At 66.1% G+C, this 18,431-nt stretch carries 16 protein-coding genes; all 16 read left to right on the top strand.

The window, feature by feature from the left end:
* Nucleotides 1–12 precede the first annotated feature (12 nt).
* A complete protein-coding gene (locus E8F12_RS20920; RefSeq protein ID WP_280327091.1) occupies nucleotides 13–1,632 on the top strand; it encodes an MFS transporter in 1,620 nt (539 codons plus the stop codon).
* A 217-nt stretch (nucleotides 1,633–1,849) separates the two neighbouring features.
* A complete protein-coding gene (locus tag E8F12_RS20915; RefSeq protein ID WP_280327090.1) occupies nucleotides 1,850–2,536 on the top strand; it encodes a tellurite resistance TerB family protein in 687 nt (228 codons plus the stop codon).
* A gap of 384 nt (nucleotides 2,537–2,920) precedes the next feature.
* Nucleotides 2,921–4,561, top strand: a complete 1,641-nt coding sequence (locus tag E8F12_RS20910) for a methyl-accepting chemotaxis protein (RefSeq protein ID WP_280327089.1) — start codon at nucleotides 2,921–2,923, stop codon at nucleotides 4,559–4,561.
* A 9-nt stretch (nucleotides 4,562–4,570) separates the two neighbouring features.
* A complete protein-coding gene (locus E8F12_RS20905) occupies nucleotides 4,571–5,077 on the top strand; it encodes a chemotaxis protein CheW (RefSeq protein WP_280327088.1) in 507 nt (168 codons plus the stop codon).
* Nucleotides 5,074–6,324 (top strand): CheR family methyltransferase, encoded by a 1,251-nt coding sequence (locus E8F12_RS20900; protein WP_280327087.1) that lies wholly within the window; start codon nucleotides 5,074–5,076, stop codon nucleotides 6,322–6,324. The genes E8F12_RS20905 and E8F12_RS20900 overlap by 4 nt, the downstream gene beginning before the upstream one ends.
* On the top strand, nucleotides 6,314–7,003 hold the full coding sequence (locus E8F12_RS20895; RefSeq protein ID WP_280327086.1) for a chemotaxis protein CheW: 690 nt from the start codon (nucleotides 6,314–6,316) through the stop codon (nucleotides 7,001–7,003). Before E8F12_RS20900 ends, E8F12_RS20895 begins: the two co-directional genes overlap by 11 nt.
* On the top strand, nucleotides 7,000–9,276 hold the full coding sequence (locus E8F12_RS20890) for a hybrid sensor histidine kinase/response regulator (RefSeq protein ID WP_280327085.1): 2,277 nt from the start codon (nucleotides 7,000–7,002) through the stop codon (nucleotides 9,274–9,276). Before E8F12_RS20895 ends, E8F12_RS20890 begins: the two co-directional genes overlap by 4 nt.
* A complete protein-coding gene (locus tag E8F12_RS20885) occupies nucleotides 9,273–10,277 on the top strand; it encodes a chemotaxis response regulator protein-glutamate methylesterase (protein ID WP_280327084.1) in 1,005 nt (334 codons plus the stop codon). Before E8F12_RS20890 ends, E8F12_RS20885 begins: the two co-directional genes overlap by 4 nt.
* A gap of 34 nt (nucleotides 10,278–10,311) precedes the next feature.
* Entirely contained in the window at nucleotides 10,312–11,337 is a 1,026-nt protein-coding gene (locus tag E8F12_RS20880; RefSeq protein WP_280327083.1) for a diguanylate cyclase, read from the top strand.
* Nucleotides 11,338–11,470: 133 nt separating this feature from the next.
* Nucleotides 11,471–12,566 (top strand): peptide chain release factor 2 gene (gene prfB, locus E8F12_RS20875; protein ID WP_280327082.1). Its coding sequence is split into 2 segments (ribosomal slippage): nucleotides 11,471–11,542 and nucleotides 11,544–12,566, totalling 1,095 coding nucleotides; the frame shifts between segments, so codons are not numbered across the junction.
* Nucleotides 12,567–12,680: 114 nt separating this feature from the next.
* Entirely contained in the window at nucleotides 12,681–14,183 is a 1,503-nt protein-coding gene (gene lysS, locus E8F12_RS20870; protein ID WP_280327081.1) for a lysine--tRNA ligase, read from the top strand.
* 194 nt (nucleotides 14,184–14,377) lie between these two features.
* Nucleotides 14,378–15,091 carry a TetR family transcriptional regulator gene (locus E8F12_RS20865; protein WP_280327080.1) on the top strand — a complete coding sequence of 238 codons (714 nt, stop codon included), beginning with the start codon at nucleotides 14,378–14,380 and terminating at the stop codon, nucleotides 15,089–15,091.
* 190 nt (nucleotides 15,092–15,281) lie between these two features.
* Nucleotides 15,282–15,836 carry a hypothetical protein gene (locus tag E8F12_RS20860; protein WP_280327079.1) on the top strand — a complete coding sequence of 185 codons (555 nt, stop codon included), beginning with the start codon at nucleotides 15,282–15,284 and terminating at the stop codon, nucleotides 15,834–15,836.
* 4 nt (nucleotides 15,837–15,840) lie between these two features.
* Nucleotides 15,841–17,136, top strand: coding sequence for a flavohemoglobin expression-modulating QEGLA motif protein (locus E8F12_RS20855; RefSeq protein WP_280327078.1), 1,296 nt, complete (start codon nucleotides 15,841–15,843; stop codon nucleotides 17,134–17,136).
* 84 nt (nucleotides 17,137–17,220) lie between these two features.
* Nucleotides 17,221–18,105 carry an alpha/beta hydrolase gene (locus tag E8F12_RS20850; RefSeq protein WP_280327077.1) on the top strand — a complete coding sequence of 295 codons (885 nt, stop codon included), beginning with the start codon at nucleotides 17,221–17,223 and terminating at the stop codon, nucleotides 18,103–18,105.
* Complete coding sequence (locus E8F12_RS20845) at nucleotides 18,102–18,425, top strand: hypothetical protein (RefSeq protein ID WP_280286822.1); 324 nt, start codon at nucleotides 18,102–18,104, stop codon at nucleotides 18,423–18,425. The genes E8F12_RS20850 and E8F12_RS20845 overlap by 4 nt, the downstream gene beginning before the upstream one ends.
* The last annotated feature ends 6 nt before the right edge of the window (nucleotides 18,426–18,431 follow it).

Below are 18,431 nucleotides of genomic sequence, written 5' to 3'. Positions count from 1 at the left end.
AGGAGAGCCGCAATGACCGAATACGTAACGACCTCTTCCCGAGACCTGCCGGCGACCACCGCCCGGGAGGAGCGCAAGGTGATCTTCGCTTCGTCCCTGGGCACGGTCTTTGAGTGGTACGACTTCTTTCTCTATGGCGCTCTGGCCGCTGTCATCAGCAAGCAGTTCTTCGCGGGAGTGAACGACACCACGGCCTTCATTTTCGCCCTGATGGCCTTTGCCGCCGGCTTCCTGGTGCGTCCGTTCGGGGCGCTGGTGTTCGGCCGCCTGGGCGACATGATCGGGCGCAAGTACACCTTCCTGGTCACCATCCTGTTGATGGGCCTGTCCACCTTCGCCGTGGGTCTGCTGCCCACCTATGCCTCCATCGGCGTCGCCGCGCCCATCCTCCTGGTCTGCCTGCGCATGCTCCAGGGCCTGGCCCTGGGCGGCGAGTACGGCGGCGCGGCGATCTATGTCGCCGAACACGCGCCGGCCGGCAAGCGCGGCAGCTACACCAGCTGGATCCAGTCCACTGCGACCCTCGGCCTGCTGCTCTCGCTGCTGGTGATCCTGGCCTGCCGCGAGTTGACCGGCGACCAGTTCGAAACCTGGGGCTGGCGCCTGCCGTTCCTGCTGTCCATCGTGCTGCTGGGGATTTCCACCTGGATACGCCTCTCCATGCACGAGTCGCCGGCGTTCGTGAGGATGAAGGCCGAGGGCAAGTGCAGCAAGGCGCCGCTGCGCGAGTCCTTCACTCAGTGGAGCAACCTGAAGGTGGTGCTGACCGCTCTGTTCAGCATCAACGCCGGGCAGGCGGTGACCTTCTATACCGCGCAGTTCTACGTGCTGTTCTTCCTCACCCAGGTGCTCAAGGTCGACGGCGGCACGGCCAACAGCCTGCTGATCGTGGCGCTGGTGCTCGGCGCGCCGTTCTTCATCGTCGCCGGCTGGTTGTCCGACCGCATCGGCCGCAAGCCGGTGTTGCTGGCGGGCCTGCTGCTGGCCACGCTGTGCTATTTCCCGCTGTTCAACGCGCTGACCCACTACGCCAACCCGGCCGTCGACCACGCCAGCCGCCAGGCGCCCATCAGCGTCAGCGCCGATCCGGCCACCTGCACCTTCCAGTTCGATCCGGTGGGCAAGGCGAAATTCGACAGCCCTTGCGACAAGGTGAAGACCTTCCTGGTGAAGAGCGGGCTGCCCTATTCCAGCGTGGCCGCACCGGCCGGCAGCGAAGTGCTGGTGCGGGTCGGCGACACCGAGATCAGCGGCTTCGACGCCGAGGCCATGGCGGCGGCGGTGAAGGCGGCGGGTTATCCCCAGCAGGCCGACAGCGGGCAGATCCACAAGCCGATGGTGATCGCCATCCTCTTCGCCCTGATCCTGATTTCCACCCTCTGCTACGGCCCGCTGGCGGCGCTGATGGTGGAGCTGTTCCCCACCCGTATCCGCTACACCTCGCTGTCCCTGCCGTACCACATCGGCAATGGCTGGTTCGGCGGCTTCCTGCCCACCGTGTCCTTCGCTCTGGTGGTGTACACCGGCGATATTTTCTACGGCCTGTGGTACCCGGTGCTGATCACCGGGGGCAGCCTGGTCTGCGCTCTGTTCTTCCTGCGCGAGACGCGCCACGTGGATATTCACAAGTAGCGCTGCCCCCTCTAGGAGCGAAATCATTCGCTCCTAGAGCTGAGTAGGTTGGCGCTGAGCGAAGCGAAGCCCAACAAGGCGGCGCTTGCGTCGCCCAAAACAGCTCTGGGCGACCTTATCGGCAATATCTGGAAGCACTCTGCCCCCTGCGACCAGGAATCCCTCCGGCTAGAGTCGGTCGATCACTTGAATCCGACTCATCGCCCTGGAGGCTGCCATGGACACCCGCGGACTGCTCGACCAACTGCTCAAGTCCGGTCAGGACCTGCTGCAACAGAAAGCCACCGGCAAATCCGGCGGCAAGTCCGGCAACGGCAACCTCGGCAGCCTGCTCACCGGCGCCGGTGGTGGCGCACTGGCCGCCGGCGCCCTGGGCCTGCTGCTGGGCAACAAGAGCGCGCGCAAGATGGGCGGCAAGGCGCTGACCTACGGTGGCCTGGCCGCCCTCGGCGTGTTGGCCTACAAGGCCTATGGCAACTGGCAGGCCCAGCAGGCGGCGGCACCCCAGGGCGAGCCCCAGACCCTCGATCGCCTGCCGGCGCCCCAGGCCGAGCTGCACAGCCAGGCCATCCTCAAGGCCCTGGTGGCGGCGGCCAAGGCCGATGGCCATGTGGACGCCCGCGAACGCCAACTGATCGAAGATGAACTGGCCAAGCTGACCCAGGACGCCGAACTGCGCCGCTGGCTGGACGCCGAACTGAACAAGCCCCTCGACCCGGCCGAGGTAGCCCGCGCCGCGACCACCCCGGAGATGGCCGCCGAGATGTACCTCGCCAGCGTCCTGATGGTGGACGAAGAGCACTTCATGGAACGCGCCTACCTCGAAGAACTGGGCCGGCAGCTGAAACTGGACCCCGGCCTCAAGGCTGAGTTGGAGCGCCAGGTGCGGCAGGAGCTGGCGTAGTCCGGGGGGAGGGTGGACCACGCTTCATCGGTCCACCATTCGAGGTCTTGTTTGACTGTGAAAGGTGGAAATGAAAAGCGCTTTCCACCCTACGCCGGGTAGGCGCATTTGCAGTGGGCTGGGCAGTCCCGCTGCGCGGATGAATTCTTTCCCCAGGTCCGGAGTGCCGCTCCCGGGCAATTTGGCTTGCAATCGATACTGAGTAGCATTACTCCCTGCAAATCTTCCACTTTCTGCCAGACTTCCCTGACATCGGGCGCCGCCGGCTTTCTGGCGGCATAAAAGTACCGTTTGCCGAGCTTGCGGGCGCCCGGACTAGTCACTAGAGTCGCCGCCACGGCTTCGGGCCGCCATGAATCCGGGCACAGGTAACTGGGGAAGAATGTGAAGAACTGGACAGTTCGCTTGCGTATCCAGGCAAGTTTCGCGGTGATCATCGCCATCATGCTGCTGATGGCAGTCAGCTCATACATGCGCATGCTCACCATCGAGAAAAGCGCTGAGAGGATGCTGACGGATGCGGTGCCAGGCATGTACTTCGTCAGCAAGATGCGCAGTGCCTGGACCGACCACATGCTCAGGACCCAGGAGCTGTTCGGCATCCACAGCGATGAGGGCGAGCATCCTGGGGAGGTATTGTCCAAGGCCGACTTCGACGGTCTGCGCGCCACCAGGGAACAGCTCGAGGCCATGCTCAAGGCTTACAAGGGGACCATAGTCGACGCCGATGACACGGCGGCTACCCAGGAATTCGAAACCAGTCGCGACGCCTATCTCGAAGTCCACGCCCGGGTGCTGGAGCTACTGCAGAAAAACCAGACCAGCGAGGCCACGCACCTGTTCCAGTCCCTGACCCTGGAGAAATGGCAGGTCGGGCGGCAGCGGCTCAATGACCTGATCGATTTCGACAAGGGAACGGCCGAACACCAGGCGGCCGAGATCGTGGCCGCGGTGCGTGCCGCGGAGCTGAGCATGCTGCTTTCGCTGTTGCTGGCCGCCGCCGCCGCGGCCATCTGCGGCCTGCTCCTTCTGCGCGCCATCACCCGCCCGGTGGGCGGCATAGTCGAGACCCTGAAAGTGATGGGCGGTGGCGACCTGTCGACCCGACTGGACCTCCAGCGCAAGGACGAATTCAACGCCATCGAGACCGGCTTCAACAACATGGCCGAGGAGCTCAAGACCCTGGTGGCCCAGGCCCAGCGCTCGGCGGTGCAGATGACCACCTCCGTCACCGAGATCGCCGCCACCTCCAAGCAGCAGCAGGCCACCGCCACCGAAACCGCTGCCACTACCACTGAGATTGGCGCCACTTCGCGGGAGATCGCCGCTACGTCGCGGGACCTGGTGCGCACCATGGCCGAGGTGTCCGGTACTGCCGAGCAGACCTCCATCCTCGCCGGCTCCGGCCAGCTCGGCCTGGCGCGCATGGAAGACACCATGCACCAGGTGATGGGCGCCGCCGAGCTGGTCAACGCCAAGCTGTCGATCCTCAACGAGAAGGCCGGCAACATCAACCAGGTGGTCACCACCATCGTCAAGGTGGCCGACCAGACCAACCTGCTGTCTCTCAACGCCGCCATCGAGGCCGAAAAGGCCGGCGAGTACGGCCGCGGCTTTGCAGTGGTCGCCACCGAAGTGCGCCGCCTGGCCGACCAGACCGCCGTGGCCACCTACGACATCGAGCAGATGGTGCGCGAGATCCAGTCGGCGGTGTCGGCCGGGGTCATGGGCATGGACAAGTTCTCCGAGGAAGTGCGCCGCGGCATCGCCGAAGTGGGGCAAGTGGGCGAACAGCTGTCGCAGATCATCCAGCAGGTGCAGGCACTGGCGCCGCGGGTGCAGATGGTCAATGAAGGCATGCAGGCTCAGGCCACCGGCGCCGAGCAGATCAACCAGGCCCTGGTGCAGCTGGGCGAGGCCACCGGGCAGACAGTGGAATCCCTGCGCCAGGCCAGCTCGGCCATCGATGAACTGAACCTGGTGGCCAACGGCCTGCGAACCGGCGTCAGCCGCTTCAAGGTCTGAGCCGGCGCCATGGGTCCGAGTCGAACCCGCGCGTCGGCGCGCACCGTCCGCGGCAGGCTGTACCTGCAGTTCCGCATGGGCGGCGACCGCTATGCGCTGGATGTCCATGAAGTGGTGGAGGTGCTGCCCCTGCAGCGCCTCAAGCAGTTGCCCGAGGCCCCGGCCTGGGTCGCCGGGGTGTTCGCCCATCGCGGCGCAATGGTGCCGGTCCTGGACCTCGGCGTGCTCGCCTATGGGCACCCGGCGCAATCGCGCACCAGTACCCGCCTGGTGCTGGTGGACTACCCGCTGGCGGGCGAGTCGCGCTGGCTCGGGTTGATCCTGGAACAGGCCACCGACACCCTGCGTTGCCATCCGGAGGAATTCCGCGACTACGGCCTGGAGCAGGGCGAGGCGCGCTACCTGGGGCCGGTGTACCAGAGTGCCGGCGGCCTGGTGCAGCGCATCCGTGTCGCCGACCTCTTGCCGGACGAGGTCCGCGCGCTGTTGTTCCCGGCCACGGAGGGCGCGACATGATCGAGCGCTTCGAGGTGCTGCTGAAGACCCGCATCGGCCTGGAAGCCGAGTCCGTCGGCCGCCTGGTGATGGAGCGCGCGGTGCGCCAGCGCATGAACGCCTGCGGCAGCCGCGACGAAGATGCCTACTGGAATGCCCTCAATGCCTCGCCGGCCGAGCAGCAGGCCCTGGTCGAGGCGGTGGTGGTTCCCGAGACCTGGTTCTTCCGCTATCCCGAGTCCTTCACCGCCCTTGGCCGCCTGGCCTTCGAGCGGTTGCCGGCACTTGTCGGCGGGCGTCCACTACGCATCCTCAGCCTGCCCTGTTCCACCGGGGAAGAACCCTTCTCCATCGTCATGGCGCTGCTGGACGCCGGCCTGGCGCCGGGCCTGTTCCAGGTGGACGCGGTGGACATCAGCGAGCGGGTGCTGGAGCTGGCGCGCGAGGGGCGCTATGGGCGCAACTCCTTCCGTGGCCAGGAGCTGGGCTTTCGCGAGCGCTATTTCATTCCCAGCGGCGACGGCTATGCCCTGGCGCAACAGGTGGCGTCGAAGGTGCGCTTCCTGCGTGGCAACCTGCTGGACCCCGGCCTGCTGGCGGGGGAGCCGCCCTACGATTTCGTCTTCTGCCGCAACCTGCTGATCTATTTCGATCGGCCCACCCAGGTGGCCGTACTGGAGGTGCTCAAGCGCCTGATGCAGCGCGACGGCGCCATGTTCATCGGCCCGGCAGAGGCGAGCCTGCTCAGCCAGCAGGGCATGCAGCCGCTGGGTTATCCACAAGCCTTCGTCTTCCGCCACGCGCAGGCCACGCCCGCCGCCAAGGCAGCCAAGCCGCGTGAGCAGATGCCCGCGCCGCTCATGGCCGGCCCCACGCTTGCGCGCATCCCGGTACGACCGCGCCAGCCGCTGCCGAAGCCGGAGCGACCGGCGGCGGTGGCCGACAGCTCGAACTGCGACGCGGCCCTGGCCAACATCGCCAGCCTGGCCAACAGTGGCCGCAGCGAGCAGGCGCGCGCCGCCTGCGAGGAACATCTCGCCGCACACGGCCCGTCGGCCGATGCCTTCTACTGGCTCGGCCTGCTCAGCGATGTCGCCGGCAGGGCCGACGACGCCCAGGACTACTACCGCAAGGCCCTCTATCTGCAGCCACAGCATGCGGAGGCGCTGGCCCACCTGGCGGCGCTGCTCGGCGCCCGTGGCGATCAGGCCGGGGCGAAGCGCCTGCTCGAGCGAGCCAGCCGGGGAATGAACAGCCATGGCCGTTAACCGCCTGCCGCTGATCGCCAGCGACCAACTGCCGGTGGTGGACGACTGTTGGAACCGAATCGGCGTGCATGGCGACCAGTCCTGCGAACGCCTGGCCGCCCACGTCCATTGCCGCAACTGCGAGGTGCACGCGGCGGCCGCCACCCTCCTGCTCGACCGCTACGCCCTGAACCGCGAGGACGAAGCGGCCGAGCTTGCCGACACCCAGGAGGAGGACAGCCGCGAGCGCCGCTCCACCCTGGTGTTCCGCCTGGGCGAGGAGTGGTTGGGCCTGGCCACGCACAGCCTGGTGGAGGTGGCCGCCATGGGCCTGATCCATTCCCTGCCGCACCAGCGTTCGCTGACCCTGCTCGGGGTGACCAACGTGCGTGGCGCGCTGGTGGCCTGCCTGTCCCTGACCGAGCTGCTGGGGCTGGAGAAGGGCGGGGCGGCGCCCACTGATCGCCGGGTCGTGCCGCGCATGCTGATTTTCGCCAGCCAGGGCGGGCCCCTGGTGGCACCGGTGGAGGAGGTCGACGGCATCCACGGCATTCCCCTGGACGCGGTCGTGGAGCCCGGCCGCGCAGCGGACCTGGCCGCGCGCCAGTTCGCCTCGGGCGTGGTGCAGTGGCGCGGACGCAGCATCACGTTGCTGGATGAAGACCTGCTGCTGCAGGCCATGGCAAGGAGCCTGGCATGACCCCTGACCAGATGCGCGACGCCTCCCTGCTGGAGCTGTTCCGCCTGGAGGCGGAGGCCCAGACCCAGGTGCTCAACACCGGTCTGCTGGTGCTGGAGCGCAACCCGGCCCAGGCCGACCAGCTGGAAGCCTGCATGCGCGCGGCTCACTCCCTGAAAGGCGCGGCGCGCATAGTCGGGCTGGATGCCGGAGTGCGGGTCGCCCATGTGATGGAGGACCTGCTGGAGGCCGCCCGCCAGGGACACGCCCACCTGCAACCGGAAAACATCGATGCCCTGCTGCAGGGCTCGGACCTGCTGCTGCGTATCGGCAGCGACGCCGACTGGGCGGACGGCGCCGGGCGCGAATCCATCGAAGCGCTGATCGCCCGCCTGCAGGGCTTGCCCGGTGAGGTAGCGCCGCCGCCTGTCCAGGAGCTGCTTGAAGCGGTGCTCCCCGTTCCACTCGTGGTGGAACCGCCCATTGCCGGGCCCGAGCCCCGCGAACCGGAGCCCCCGGCCGCCGGCGACAGCGCTGGCGAGGCCCGAGACCGGGTCCTGCGGGTCAGCGCCGAGCGCCTGGACCACCTGCTGGATATCTCCAGCAAATCGCTGGTGGAGTTCCAGCGCATCAAGCCTCTGAACGACACCCTGCATCGCCTCAAGCGCCTTCAGGCCAGCGCCAGCCGCGCCCTGGACGTGGCCCGCGAGTCGGTGCTGGACGGCGCCCTGGACGCCCAGGGCCAGACCATGCTCGGCGAAGCCCGGCAGTTGCTCGGTGAATGCCAGCAGATGCTTGCCGGCTACATGGCCGATTTCGACGAGTTCGGCTGGCAGGGCGGCCAGCGCGCCCAGCTCCTTTATGACGCCGCCCTGGCTTCGCGCATGCGGCCCTTCGCCGATGTGCTGGCCGGCCAGGCACGGATGGTCCGCGACCTCGGCCGCTCCCTGGGCAAGCCGGTGCGGCTGGAGGTGAGCGGCGAGACCACCCAGGTCGACCGCGACGTGCTGGAGCGCCTGGAAGCCCCCCTGACCCACCTGCTGCGCAACGCGGTCGATCATGGCATCGAGAGCCCACACCTACGCATACGCCTGGGCAAGCCGGAGGAGGGAGTGATCCGCCTGCATGCCCGCCACCACGCCGGGATGCTGCTGCTGGAGCTGGCCGACGACGGCGCCGGGGTGGACCTGGAGCGCCTGCGCGATACGGTGGTCGCGCGCGGGTTCGCCAGCCCCGACACCGGCGCACGGATGACCGAGGATGAGCTGCTGGCTTTCCTCTTCCTGCCCGGTTTCAGCATGCGCGACCAGGTCACCGAGGTTTCCGGACGCGGCGTCGGCCTGGATGTGGTACAGCACATGGTGCGCCAGCTGCGCGGTGGCGTGCGCATGGAACAGCGCAGCGGCCAGGGCGCCAGTTTCCATATCGAAGTGCCGCTGACCCTGTCGGTGGTGCGCAGCCTGGTGGTGGAGGTCGGCGGCGAGGCCTACGCCTTCCCCCTGGCGCATATCGAGCGCATGACCCGCCTGCAGCACGAGGACATCGTCCAGCTCGAAGGCCGCCAACATTTCTGGCACGAGGGCCGGCACGTCGGCCTGGTCTCGGCCAGCCAGATACTCCAGTGCGCCGAGGGCACGCGCGACGAGACCGGCATCCCGGTGGTGCTGATCAGCGAGCGTGATACCTGCTACGGCATCGCCGTCGAGCGCTTCATCGGCGAGCGCACCCTGGTGGTGATGCCGCTCGACCCGCGCCTGGGCAAGGTCCAGGACCTGTCGGCCGGGGCCTTGCTGGATGATGGCAGGCCAGTGCTGATCCTCGACGTCGAGGACCTGTTCAAGTCGGTCGGCAAGCTGCTCGGCAGCGGCCGTCTGGAGAAAGTCGACCGCAGCGGCCGGCAGGGCGTTGGTGCCCAGCGCAAACGGGTGCTGGTGGTGGATGACTCGCTCACCGTGCGCGAGCTGGAGCGCAAGCTGCTGCAGGGGCGCGGTTACGACGTGGCCGTGGCGGTGGACGGCATGGACGGCTGGAACGCGCTGCGTTCGGAGCATTTCGATCTGCTGGTCACCGACATCGACATGCCGCGCATGGACGGCATCGAGCTGGTCACCCTGGTGCGCCGCGACAATCGCCTGCAGTCCCTGCCGGTGATGGTGGTGTCCTACAAGGATCGTGAAGAGGACCGTCGTCGCGGCCTGGATGCCGGCGCCGACTATTATCTGGCCAAGGCCAGCTTCCACGACGAGGCGTTGCTGGATGCAGTGGTCATGCTGATCGGGGAGGCGCAAGGGTGAAGATAGGGATAGTCAACGATATGCCCCTGGCGGTGGAGGCGCTGCGCCGGGCCCTGGCCCTGGAGCCGGCGCACCAGATCGCCTGGGTGGCCGGCAATGGCGCGGAAGCGGTGGAGCTCTGCGGCCGGGATGTGCCGGACGTGGTGCTGATGGACCTCCTGATGCCGGTGATGGACGGTGTCGAGGCGACTCGCCAGATCATGGCCCGCAGCCCCTGCGCCATCCTTATCGTCACCGTGGATATCGAGCAGAACGTGCATCGTGTGTTCGAGGCCATGGGGCACGGCGCGCTGGATGCGGTGAACACCCCGGCGCTCGGCAGCGGCCAGGCCCAGGAAGCGGCGGCGCTGCTGCGCAAGATTCAGAACATCGGCTGGCTCGTGGGCCAGCCCGACAGCCGCGGCCGCAGTATTGCGGAACCGCGCAAGTCGCACAGCGGTGGCCAGTGCCTGGTGGCCATAGGCGCCTCGGCCGGCGGGCCGGCGTCACTGGCGCAACTGCTCAAGCAACTGCCGGCAAACTTCCCGGCATCGGTAGTGCTTGTGCAGCACGTCGACGAAGTGTTCGCCGCCGGCATGGCAGACTGGCTGGCCAGCGAATCCCAGCTGCCGGTGCGCCTGGCCCGGGATGGCGAGCCGCCGCAGCCGGGAACCATTCTCCTGGCCGGCACCAACAATCACCTGCGGCTGTTGCGCAGCGGCGAGCTGGCCTACACCGCCGAGCCCACCAGCCATGTGTATCGGCCGTCGATCGACGTCTTCTTCGACAGCCTGGTGGCGCACTGGAAGGGCGAAGCCATCGGCGTCCTGCTCACCGGCATGGGCCGGGACGGCGCCGAAGGCCTCAAGCGCATGCGTGGCCGGGGCTTCCTGACCATTGCCCAGGACCAGGCCAGCTGCGCTGTCTATGGCATGCCAAAAGCCGCAGCCGCCATTGGCGCAGCGGTGGAAATCCTCGCGCTGGAGCGTATCGCGCCCCGGCTGGTCGAGGCATTCGGATGAATTTCACCTCAGGCCCGAGGGCCCGGAGAGCGTTATGCAATACCCCTATCGCAGCCACACGGACATGACCACGGGCGAAGCCGCGGCAATGGTCCTGCTGGTCGATGACCAGGCCATGATCGGTGAGGCGGTGCGCCGCGCGCTGGTCACGGTGCCGGGCATCGACTTCCATTTCTGCGCCGACCCGCTGCAGGCCGTCGCCGTGGCGCTGCAAGTCAAGCCGACGGTCATCCTCCAGGACCTGGTGATGCCCGGCGTCGACGGCCTCAGCCTGCTGGCCGAGTACCGCGCCGTGCCCGCCTTGCGCGACGTGCCGATCATTGTCCTGTCGACCAAGGAGGAGCCCGCGATCAAGAGCGCCGCCTTTGCCGCCGGGGCCAACGACTACCTGGTCAAGCTGCCCGACGCCATCGAACTGGTGGCGCGTATCCGCTACCACTCGCGTTCCTTCGTTGCGCTGCAGCAGCGTGACGAGGCCTATCGCGCCCTGCGCGAAAGCCAGCAGCAGCTGCTGGAAACCAACCTGGTGCTGCAGCGCCTGATGAACTCCGACGGCCTGACCGGCCTGTCCAACCGTCGCCATTTCGACGAGTACATGGACATGGAATGGCGCCGCGCCCTGCGCGAACAGAGCGAGCTGTCGCTGCTGATGATCGACGTCGACCATTTCAAGAGCTTCAACGACAGCTTCGGACATGTGGCCGGCGATGACGCGCTGCGCCGGGTGGCCGAGGCCATACGCGCCGCCTGCAGCCGTTCCACCGACCTGGCCGCGCGCTACGGCGGCGAGGAGTTCGCCTTGGTACTGCCGGGCACCGCGGCCGGCGGTGCGCGCCTGCTGGCCGAGAAGGTGCGGCGCAGTATCGAGGCGCTGGCCATTCCCCACGACATGCCGGCGCCCGGTTCGGCGCTGAGCGTCAGCATTGGCGTCGCCACCCTCACGCCCAAGGCCGGCCAGGCCTCGCTGGTGCTGGTGGACATAGCGGACCAGGGGCTCTACCAGGCGAAGTACAACGGCCGCAACCAGGTGGCCATGGTGGTGCCCGATCCCGCACCTTGAGGCACCGCGCGGCGCCGGCCCGTCCGTGCGTCGCCCTGTCCGGGCAATTCTTGGCTGGCATGCTGCCGGCATTCGGTGACTCGGGTATACTCGCCGGCTTTTCCGAAAGTTTTGCCAGCGAGAGCTTCCCGCCATGGAAATCAACCCGATCCTGAACAGCATCAAGGACCTCTCCGACCGCACCCTGTCTATTCGGGGGTATCTTTGACTACGATCACAAGCATGATCGTCTCGTCGAAGTAAACCGCGAACTCGAAGACCCGAACGTCTGGAACAACCCCGAATACGCCCAGAACCTGGGCCGCGAGCGTGCCCAACTGGCGCAGATCGTCGAGACCCTGGACGACCTGAATGGTGGGCTCGCCGACTCCCGTGACTTGCTGGACATGGCGGTCGAGGAGAATGACGAAGGCGCGGTGAACGACGTCGCCGCCGAAGTCGAGCGCCTGCGCGAGATCCTCGAGAAGCTGGAATTCCGCCGCATGTTCAGCGGCGAGATGGACATGAACAACGCCTACCTGGACATCCAGGCCGGTTCCGGCGGCACCGAGGCCCAGGACTGGGCCAACATGCTGCTGCGCATGTACCTGCGCTGGGCTGACAAGCGCGGCTTCGACGCCACCATCATCGAACTGTCCGAAGGCGAAGTGGCCGGCATCAAGGGCGCCACCGTGCACGTCAAGGGCGAGTACGCCTTCGGCTGGCTGCGCACCGAGATCGGCGTGCACCGCCTGGTGCGCAAGAGCCCGTTCGACTCCGGCAACCGTCGCCACACCTCCTTCACCGCCGTATTCGCTTCCCCCGAGATCGATGACAACATCGATATCGAGATCAATCCGGCGGACCTGCGCATCGACACCTACCGCTCCTCCGGCGCCGGCGGCCAGCACGTGAACACCACCGACTCCGCGGTGCGTATCACCCACGTGCCGACCAACACCGTGGTGGCGTGCCAGAACGAACGCTCCCAGCACGCCAACAAGGACACCGCCATGAAGATGCTGCGGGCCAAGTTGTACGAGCAGGAGATGCAGAAGCGCAACGCCGCGTCCCAGGCCCTGGAAGACTCCAAGTCCGACATCGGCTGGGGCCACCAGATTCGCTCCTACGTCCTCGACCAGTCGCGGATCAAGGACCTGCGTACCGGCGTCGAGCGCAGCGACTGCGACAAGGTGCTGGACGGCGACCTGGACGAATACCTGGAAGCCAGCCTCAAGCAAGGGCTGTAACGCGCGCACTCTTGTAGGAGCGAGCTTGCTCGCGAAACAGCACCAAGAGCTTCGCGAGCAAGCTCGCTCCTACGGTTACCAAATTGAAATAGACGCCAGGCAGATAGAAAGACCATGAGCGACCAAGAACTCGACCTTCACGAACTGCAACAGGAAGAAAACAAGCTGATCGCCCAGCGCAAGGAAAAGCTTGCCGCCGTGCGTGAGCAGGGCAATGCCTTCCCGAATGACTTCCGCCGCGAGAACTACTGCGCGGACCTGCAGAAACAGTACGTCGACAAGACCAAGGAAGAGCTGGAAGCCGCGGCCATCCCGGTCAAGGTAGCCGGTCGCATCATGCTCAACCGTGGCGCCTTCATGGTGATCCAGGACATGACCGGCCGCATCCAGGTCTATGTCAACCGCAAGACCCTGTCCGCCGAGACCCTGGAGTCCGTCAAGCACTACGACCTGGGCGACATCATCTCCGCCGAGGGCACCCTGGCCCGCTCCGGCAAGGGTGACCTGTACGTCGAGATGACCAACGTCCGCATGCTGACCAAGTCCCTGCGCCCGCTGCCGGACAAGCACCATGGACTGACCGACACCGAACAGCGCTACCGCCAGCGCTACGTCGACCTGATCGTCAACGAGGAAGTGCGCGACACCTTCCGCGTGCGCACCCGGATCATCAGCCACATTCGCAAGTTCCTCGCCGAGCGCGACTTCCTTGAAGTGGAAACGCCGATGCTGCAAACCATCCCCGGTGGCGCCGCGGCCAAGCCCTTCCAGACCCACCACAACGCGCTGGACATGGCCATGTTCCTGCGCATCGCGCCGGAGCTGTACCTCAAGCGCCTGGTGGTCGGTGGCTTCGAGAAGGTCTTCGAGATCAACCGCAACTTCCGTAACGAAGGCGTTTCGACCCGGCACAACCCCGAGTTCACCATGCTCGAGTTCTACCAGGCCTACGCCGACTACGAAGACAACATGGACCTGACCGAGGAGCTGTTCCGCGAGCTGGCGCAGCTTGTGCTGGGGAGCACCGACGTGCCGTACGGCGACAAGGTGTTCCACTTCGGCGAGCCCTTCGCACGCCTCTCCGTATTCGACTCGATCCTCAAGTTCAATCCGGACATCACCGAGGCCGACCTCAAGGACATCGACAAGGCTCGCGAGATCGCCAAGAAGGCCGGTGCCAAGGTGCTCGGCTTCGAAGGCCTGGGCAAGCTGCAGGTGATGATTTTCGAAGAGCTGGTGGAGCACAAGCTGGAACAGCCGACCTTCATCACCAAGTACCCCTTCGAAGTCTCGCCGCTGGCCCGCCGCAACGACGAGGACCCGAGCGTCACCGACCGCTTCGAGCTGTTCATCGGCGGCCGCGAGATCGCCAACGCCTACTCCGAGCTGAATGACGCCGAAGACCAGGCCGAACGCTTCATGCAGCAGGTCAAGGACAAGGACGCTGGCGACGACGAGGCCATGCACTTCGACGCCGACTTCGTCCGCGCCCTCGAGTACGGCATGCCGCCGACTGCCGGCGAAGGCATCGGTATCGACCGACTTGTGATGCTGCTCACCAATTCGCCGTCTATTCGTGACGTCATCCTGTTCCCGCACATGCGGCCCGAGGCTTGATGCAGGAGTGAGAAAACCGCCTTCGGGCGGTTTTTTCTTGGGCAGCGCCCGGCGATCGAACCTTTCGCTGGCGGCGACGCTCCTAGAAAGCGCTCTTCAGGATCGATAGAGCCTTTTCCTGCCTGCTCCGGCATTGATTAGCCGGATATATGGTCAACACTTTCACCTTGAGTGTGTTCGGAGGATTTCCTGACTTGAGCCAGACGTCCCGTAGTGACAGCGCCGCCCGCGTGGCCAGTGCGGTAGCCGAAAGCGTGAAGTACCAGGGCCGCAAGGCCAGCCGCCAGGGCAGCGAGCAGCGCCGCCAGGCGATCCTCGACGCCGCCATGCGCATCATCGTCCGCGATGGCGTACGCGCCGTGCGCCACCGCGCGGTGGCCGCCGAGGCCCAGGTGCCGCTGTCGGCCACCACCTATTACTTCAAGGACATCAACGACCTTATCACCGACACCTTCGCCCAGTTCGTCGAACGCAGCTCGGCGGTCATGGCGGCCTTCTGGGCCAGCGTGGAGGACGACCTCCAGGCCATAGCCGTGGCGCTCAGCCGCGACGGCGATTCGCGCCGGGCGATGACCGACCAGATCGTCGAACTGGCGATCCAGTACGTGCGCAGCCAGCTGCAGGAGAACCGCGACCAGCTGATGGCCGAGCAGGCCTTCCGCCAGGAAGCGCTGCTCAACGCCGGGCTGCGTAACCTGGCTGACGCACATCGGCGGATACTCTCCCAGGGCGCGGAGCATTTCTTCCAGGTCCTGGGGTCGGCCGAGCCGGGCGAGGATGCCAAGGTGTTGACGGCTGTCATTCTGCGGATGGAATATCAGGGCCTTCTCGACGGGGTGGAAAATCTCGACATCGACGAGATGCGAGCTGTCCTGAAACGCTACCTTTACCTGGTGATGGGACTCTAGGCGCGTAGATCTAACCCCGCCGTGCCGGCGGCTGCGTGAACACTGCTCCGCTCGGCCATGCGTCGTTGAAAGCAGGCTCAGAATGCTCATTTACTGCGCTTCTTCGCCTGTTCCCCTAGCCTGGCCATCGCTCGCGACGTGTTCACTTGGCCGGCGAGGCGGGGTTTTTCGTTATCACAAGGAGAGCGAGATGAAAGTCTGGCGTGCGGTGGTTGCCCTGTCCTTCCTGCTGTTGGGCGGCTGCCTGGTCACCTTCAAGGATCCGATCCCGGCCAACGAGCCGGCTCCCATGCCCCTTCTCGGGGACTGGACCCGTAAGGACGAGTGGGGCGAGCGGCAGTACCTGGAGGTCAGCCGCGCCGGCTCCAACCTGTACAAGGCACGCAGCTTCGAGGGCAGCAAGGACAACCTGGATGATATGGAGGAGTTCGGTTTCACCGTCGCCCACCATGGCCGCCGCTGGTACCTGTCCGCCGGCGTGCCGAAGAAGCTCGGCAACAACTTCGCCATCGCCGGCTTCGAGCTGACCACCGACAACGAGCTGGTGATCTACAACCTGGATGTCCAACGCATCGAGCAGGAGCTGGAAGAGGGCAACCTGGAAGGCCAGGTGGTGGAGATGCCCGAAGGCGACGGCGTGCTCATCACCAGCCCGCTGGACACCGTGTTCACCTGGCTCGACGATCCGGCCAACTCCGACGTCTTCGTCGAAGTGGCGCGCTACCAGCGCGCCACCGAGGAGTGATCCTTTGACCCGCCGCAAGCTGCCTGACGATTACCAGAAGACCATCCGCGCGCTGTCCGACCGCATCGTCCAGGCGCAGACGCCGATCCGTGTGCTGGATGCGGTGAAGTGGGACGACAGCGTCCGCCAGGGTTTCCTCAAGCACAAGGGCAAGGCCATGCCCGAGGTGGACCGCGCCTACTACGAAAGCCGGCCGCTGGCCTTCGATTCCGCGGAGAAGAAGCTCGAGTTCCAGAACATCGAGCGCGACATCACCCGCCACCTGGGCCAGTTCAACCCGGTGGGGCAGATCATGCGGCGCATGTGCAAGGAATACCGCATGGTGATCCGCATGCTGGAAGCGCGTGGCACCTCGGACTTCGGGCTGATTTCCCAGGAACTCTACGGCGCGGCCTCCGACGCCTTCCACGCCGGCGACCCGACCCTGGCCGACCTCGGCCTGATGCTCTTCGACTACTTGAACAATATCGCCCACCGCGGCGACCTCAAGGACGAGCCGAAGACCCTTACCGCCAAGGACGCCGTGGACATGCTGCAGAGCCGCCTGAGTGCAGTGTTCGGTGAAGGCGACGACACCATCCGGGTGTTCGAGTCCGACGGCATAGTCGCCGACGCCGCGGCCGGCGCCGACTACATCAAGATCCGCGCCGACGCCATGTTCAACGAGCGCGATGTGCGCGCCCTGGAAGTCCACGAAGGCCTGGTGCACGTGGGCACCACCCTGAACGGCCAGAACCAGCCGATCTGCACCTTCCTCTCCAAGGGCCCGCCGTCTTCCACCGTGACCCAGGAAGGCCTGGCGATCCTGATGGAGGTGATCGCCTTCGCCTCCTATCCGACCCGGCTGCGCAAGCTGACCAACCGCACCCGTGCCATCCACATGGCGGAGGAGGGCGCCGACTTCCTCGAGGTCTACCACTTCTACCGCGAGCAGGGTTACAGCATGGAGGAGAGCTACGGCAGCGCCAGCCGGGCCTTCCGTGGCTCGGTGCCAGCAGGGTTGCCCTTCACCAAGGACCTGTCCTACCTGAAGGGTTTCATCCTGATCTACAACTACATCCAGCTCGCCGTGCGCAAGGGCAAGCTGGAACAGATCCCCTTGCTGTTCTGCGGCAAGACCACCCTTGAAGACACCCGCACCCTGCGCCAGCTGGTGGACGAAGGCCTGGTGGTGCCGCCCAAGTACCTGCCGCCGCAGTTCCGCGACCTCAATGCCCTGTCGGCCTGGATGTGCTTCTCCAACTTCCTCAACCACCTGAGCCTGGAGCGCATCGAGGCGGATTACGCCAATATCCTGTAGGGCCGCAAAGCTCCTTGTGGGGGCGAATTCATTCGCTGACCGGCCCGCGGGGCCGGCCAACGAATCTCCAGGAAGGAATCCACCATGCGCTACCGCTTGCTGCTGATCCTCGCCGTACTGCTCCTGCAAGGCTGCAGCTCGCTGCTGTTCTACCCCGACCGCCATCTTCCCCTCACCCCGGAACGGGTCAAACTGGAATACCGCGACATCGACCTCACCGCGGCTGACGGCACCCGCCTGCACGCCTGGTGGCTGCCGGCCAAGCAAGGCGTCGAGGTGAAGGGCACCGTGCTGCACCTGCACGGCAACGGCGGCAATGTCGCCACCCACCTCGGTGGCAGCTGGTGGCTGCCCGCCCAGGGCTATCAGGTGCTGCTGCTGGATTACCGTGGCTATGGCCGCTCCCAGGGCTCGCCCAGCCTGCCGGCGCTGTACCAGGACATCGACGCCGCCTTCGCCTGGCTCGACCAGGCGCCCGAAGTGCAGGGCAAGCCGCGGATAGTGCTCGGCCAGAGCATCGGCGGCGCGCTGGCGGTGCATTACCTCGCCGAACATCCCGAGCGCCGCGACCAACTCCGGGCCCTGGTACTGGACGGCGTACCGGCCAGCTACCGCGAGGTGGCCCAGTACAGCCTGTCCAACGCTTGGGTGACCTGGCCGCTGCAGGTGCCGCTGTCCTGGCTGGTGCCCGACGGCGACAGCGCCATCCACGCCATCGGCAAGCTGAAAGGGCTGCCCATGCTGATCTACCACAGCGTCGACGATCCGGTGGTGCCCCTTTCCAACGGTGTGCGCTTGTATCAAGCTGCGCCCCCGCCGCGGGTGTTCCAGCCGGTCCGCGGCGGCCATGTGCAGACCTTCGCCGACCCCACCTGGCGGAAAGTGATGCTGCTCTACCTCGAAGATCCGACCGGCTTCGTCGGACTGCGTCGGCTGGCCGAAGTCCCGAATACAGAGAGTCCCCAATGAGCGAACGCAACCCCATTCCGCTGATCCTCACCGGCATCGGCAGCATCGTCGGCACCGTGATGGTGCTCTGGTACTACGGTTACCTGCACTTCGCCAAACCCGAGGACGCCCTGCTGCTGTCCGACTTCACCATGCTGAAGACCATGCCGGGCGAGGACTACAAGGTTTCCCTGGAACCCGCTGCCCAGGTCGCCCAGTGCATCGACGGTGTGTTGGTGCTGTTCGACACCCAACAGAAGGGCCTGACCGGTGTGCTGGTGGACAACAGGAAGAAGGCCGTGCGCTGCATTGGTCAGGAGACCCCGCAAGAAGTGAAATAACGGACT

The organism is Pseudomonas sp. BN102 (genome assembly GCF_029871245.1).
In the GTDB taxonomy this organism is placed as follows: domain Bacteria; phylum Pseudomonadota; class Gammaproteobacteria; order Pseudomonadales; family Pseudomonadaceae; genus Metapseudomonas.
The sequence above is the reverse complement of the archived record's forward strand: the minus strand, read 5'-3'. Positions and strand labels throughout refer to the sequence as shown.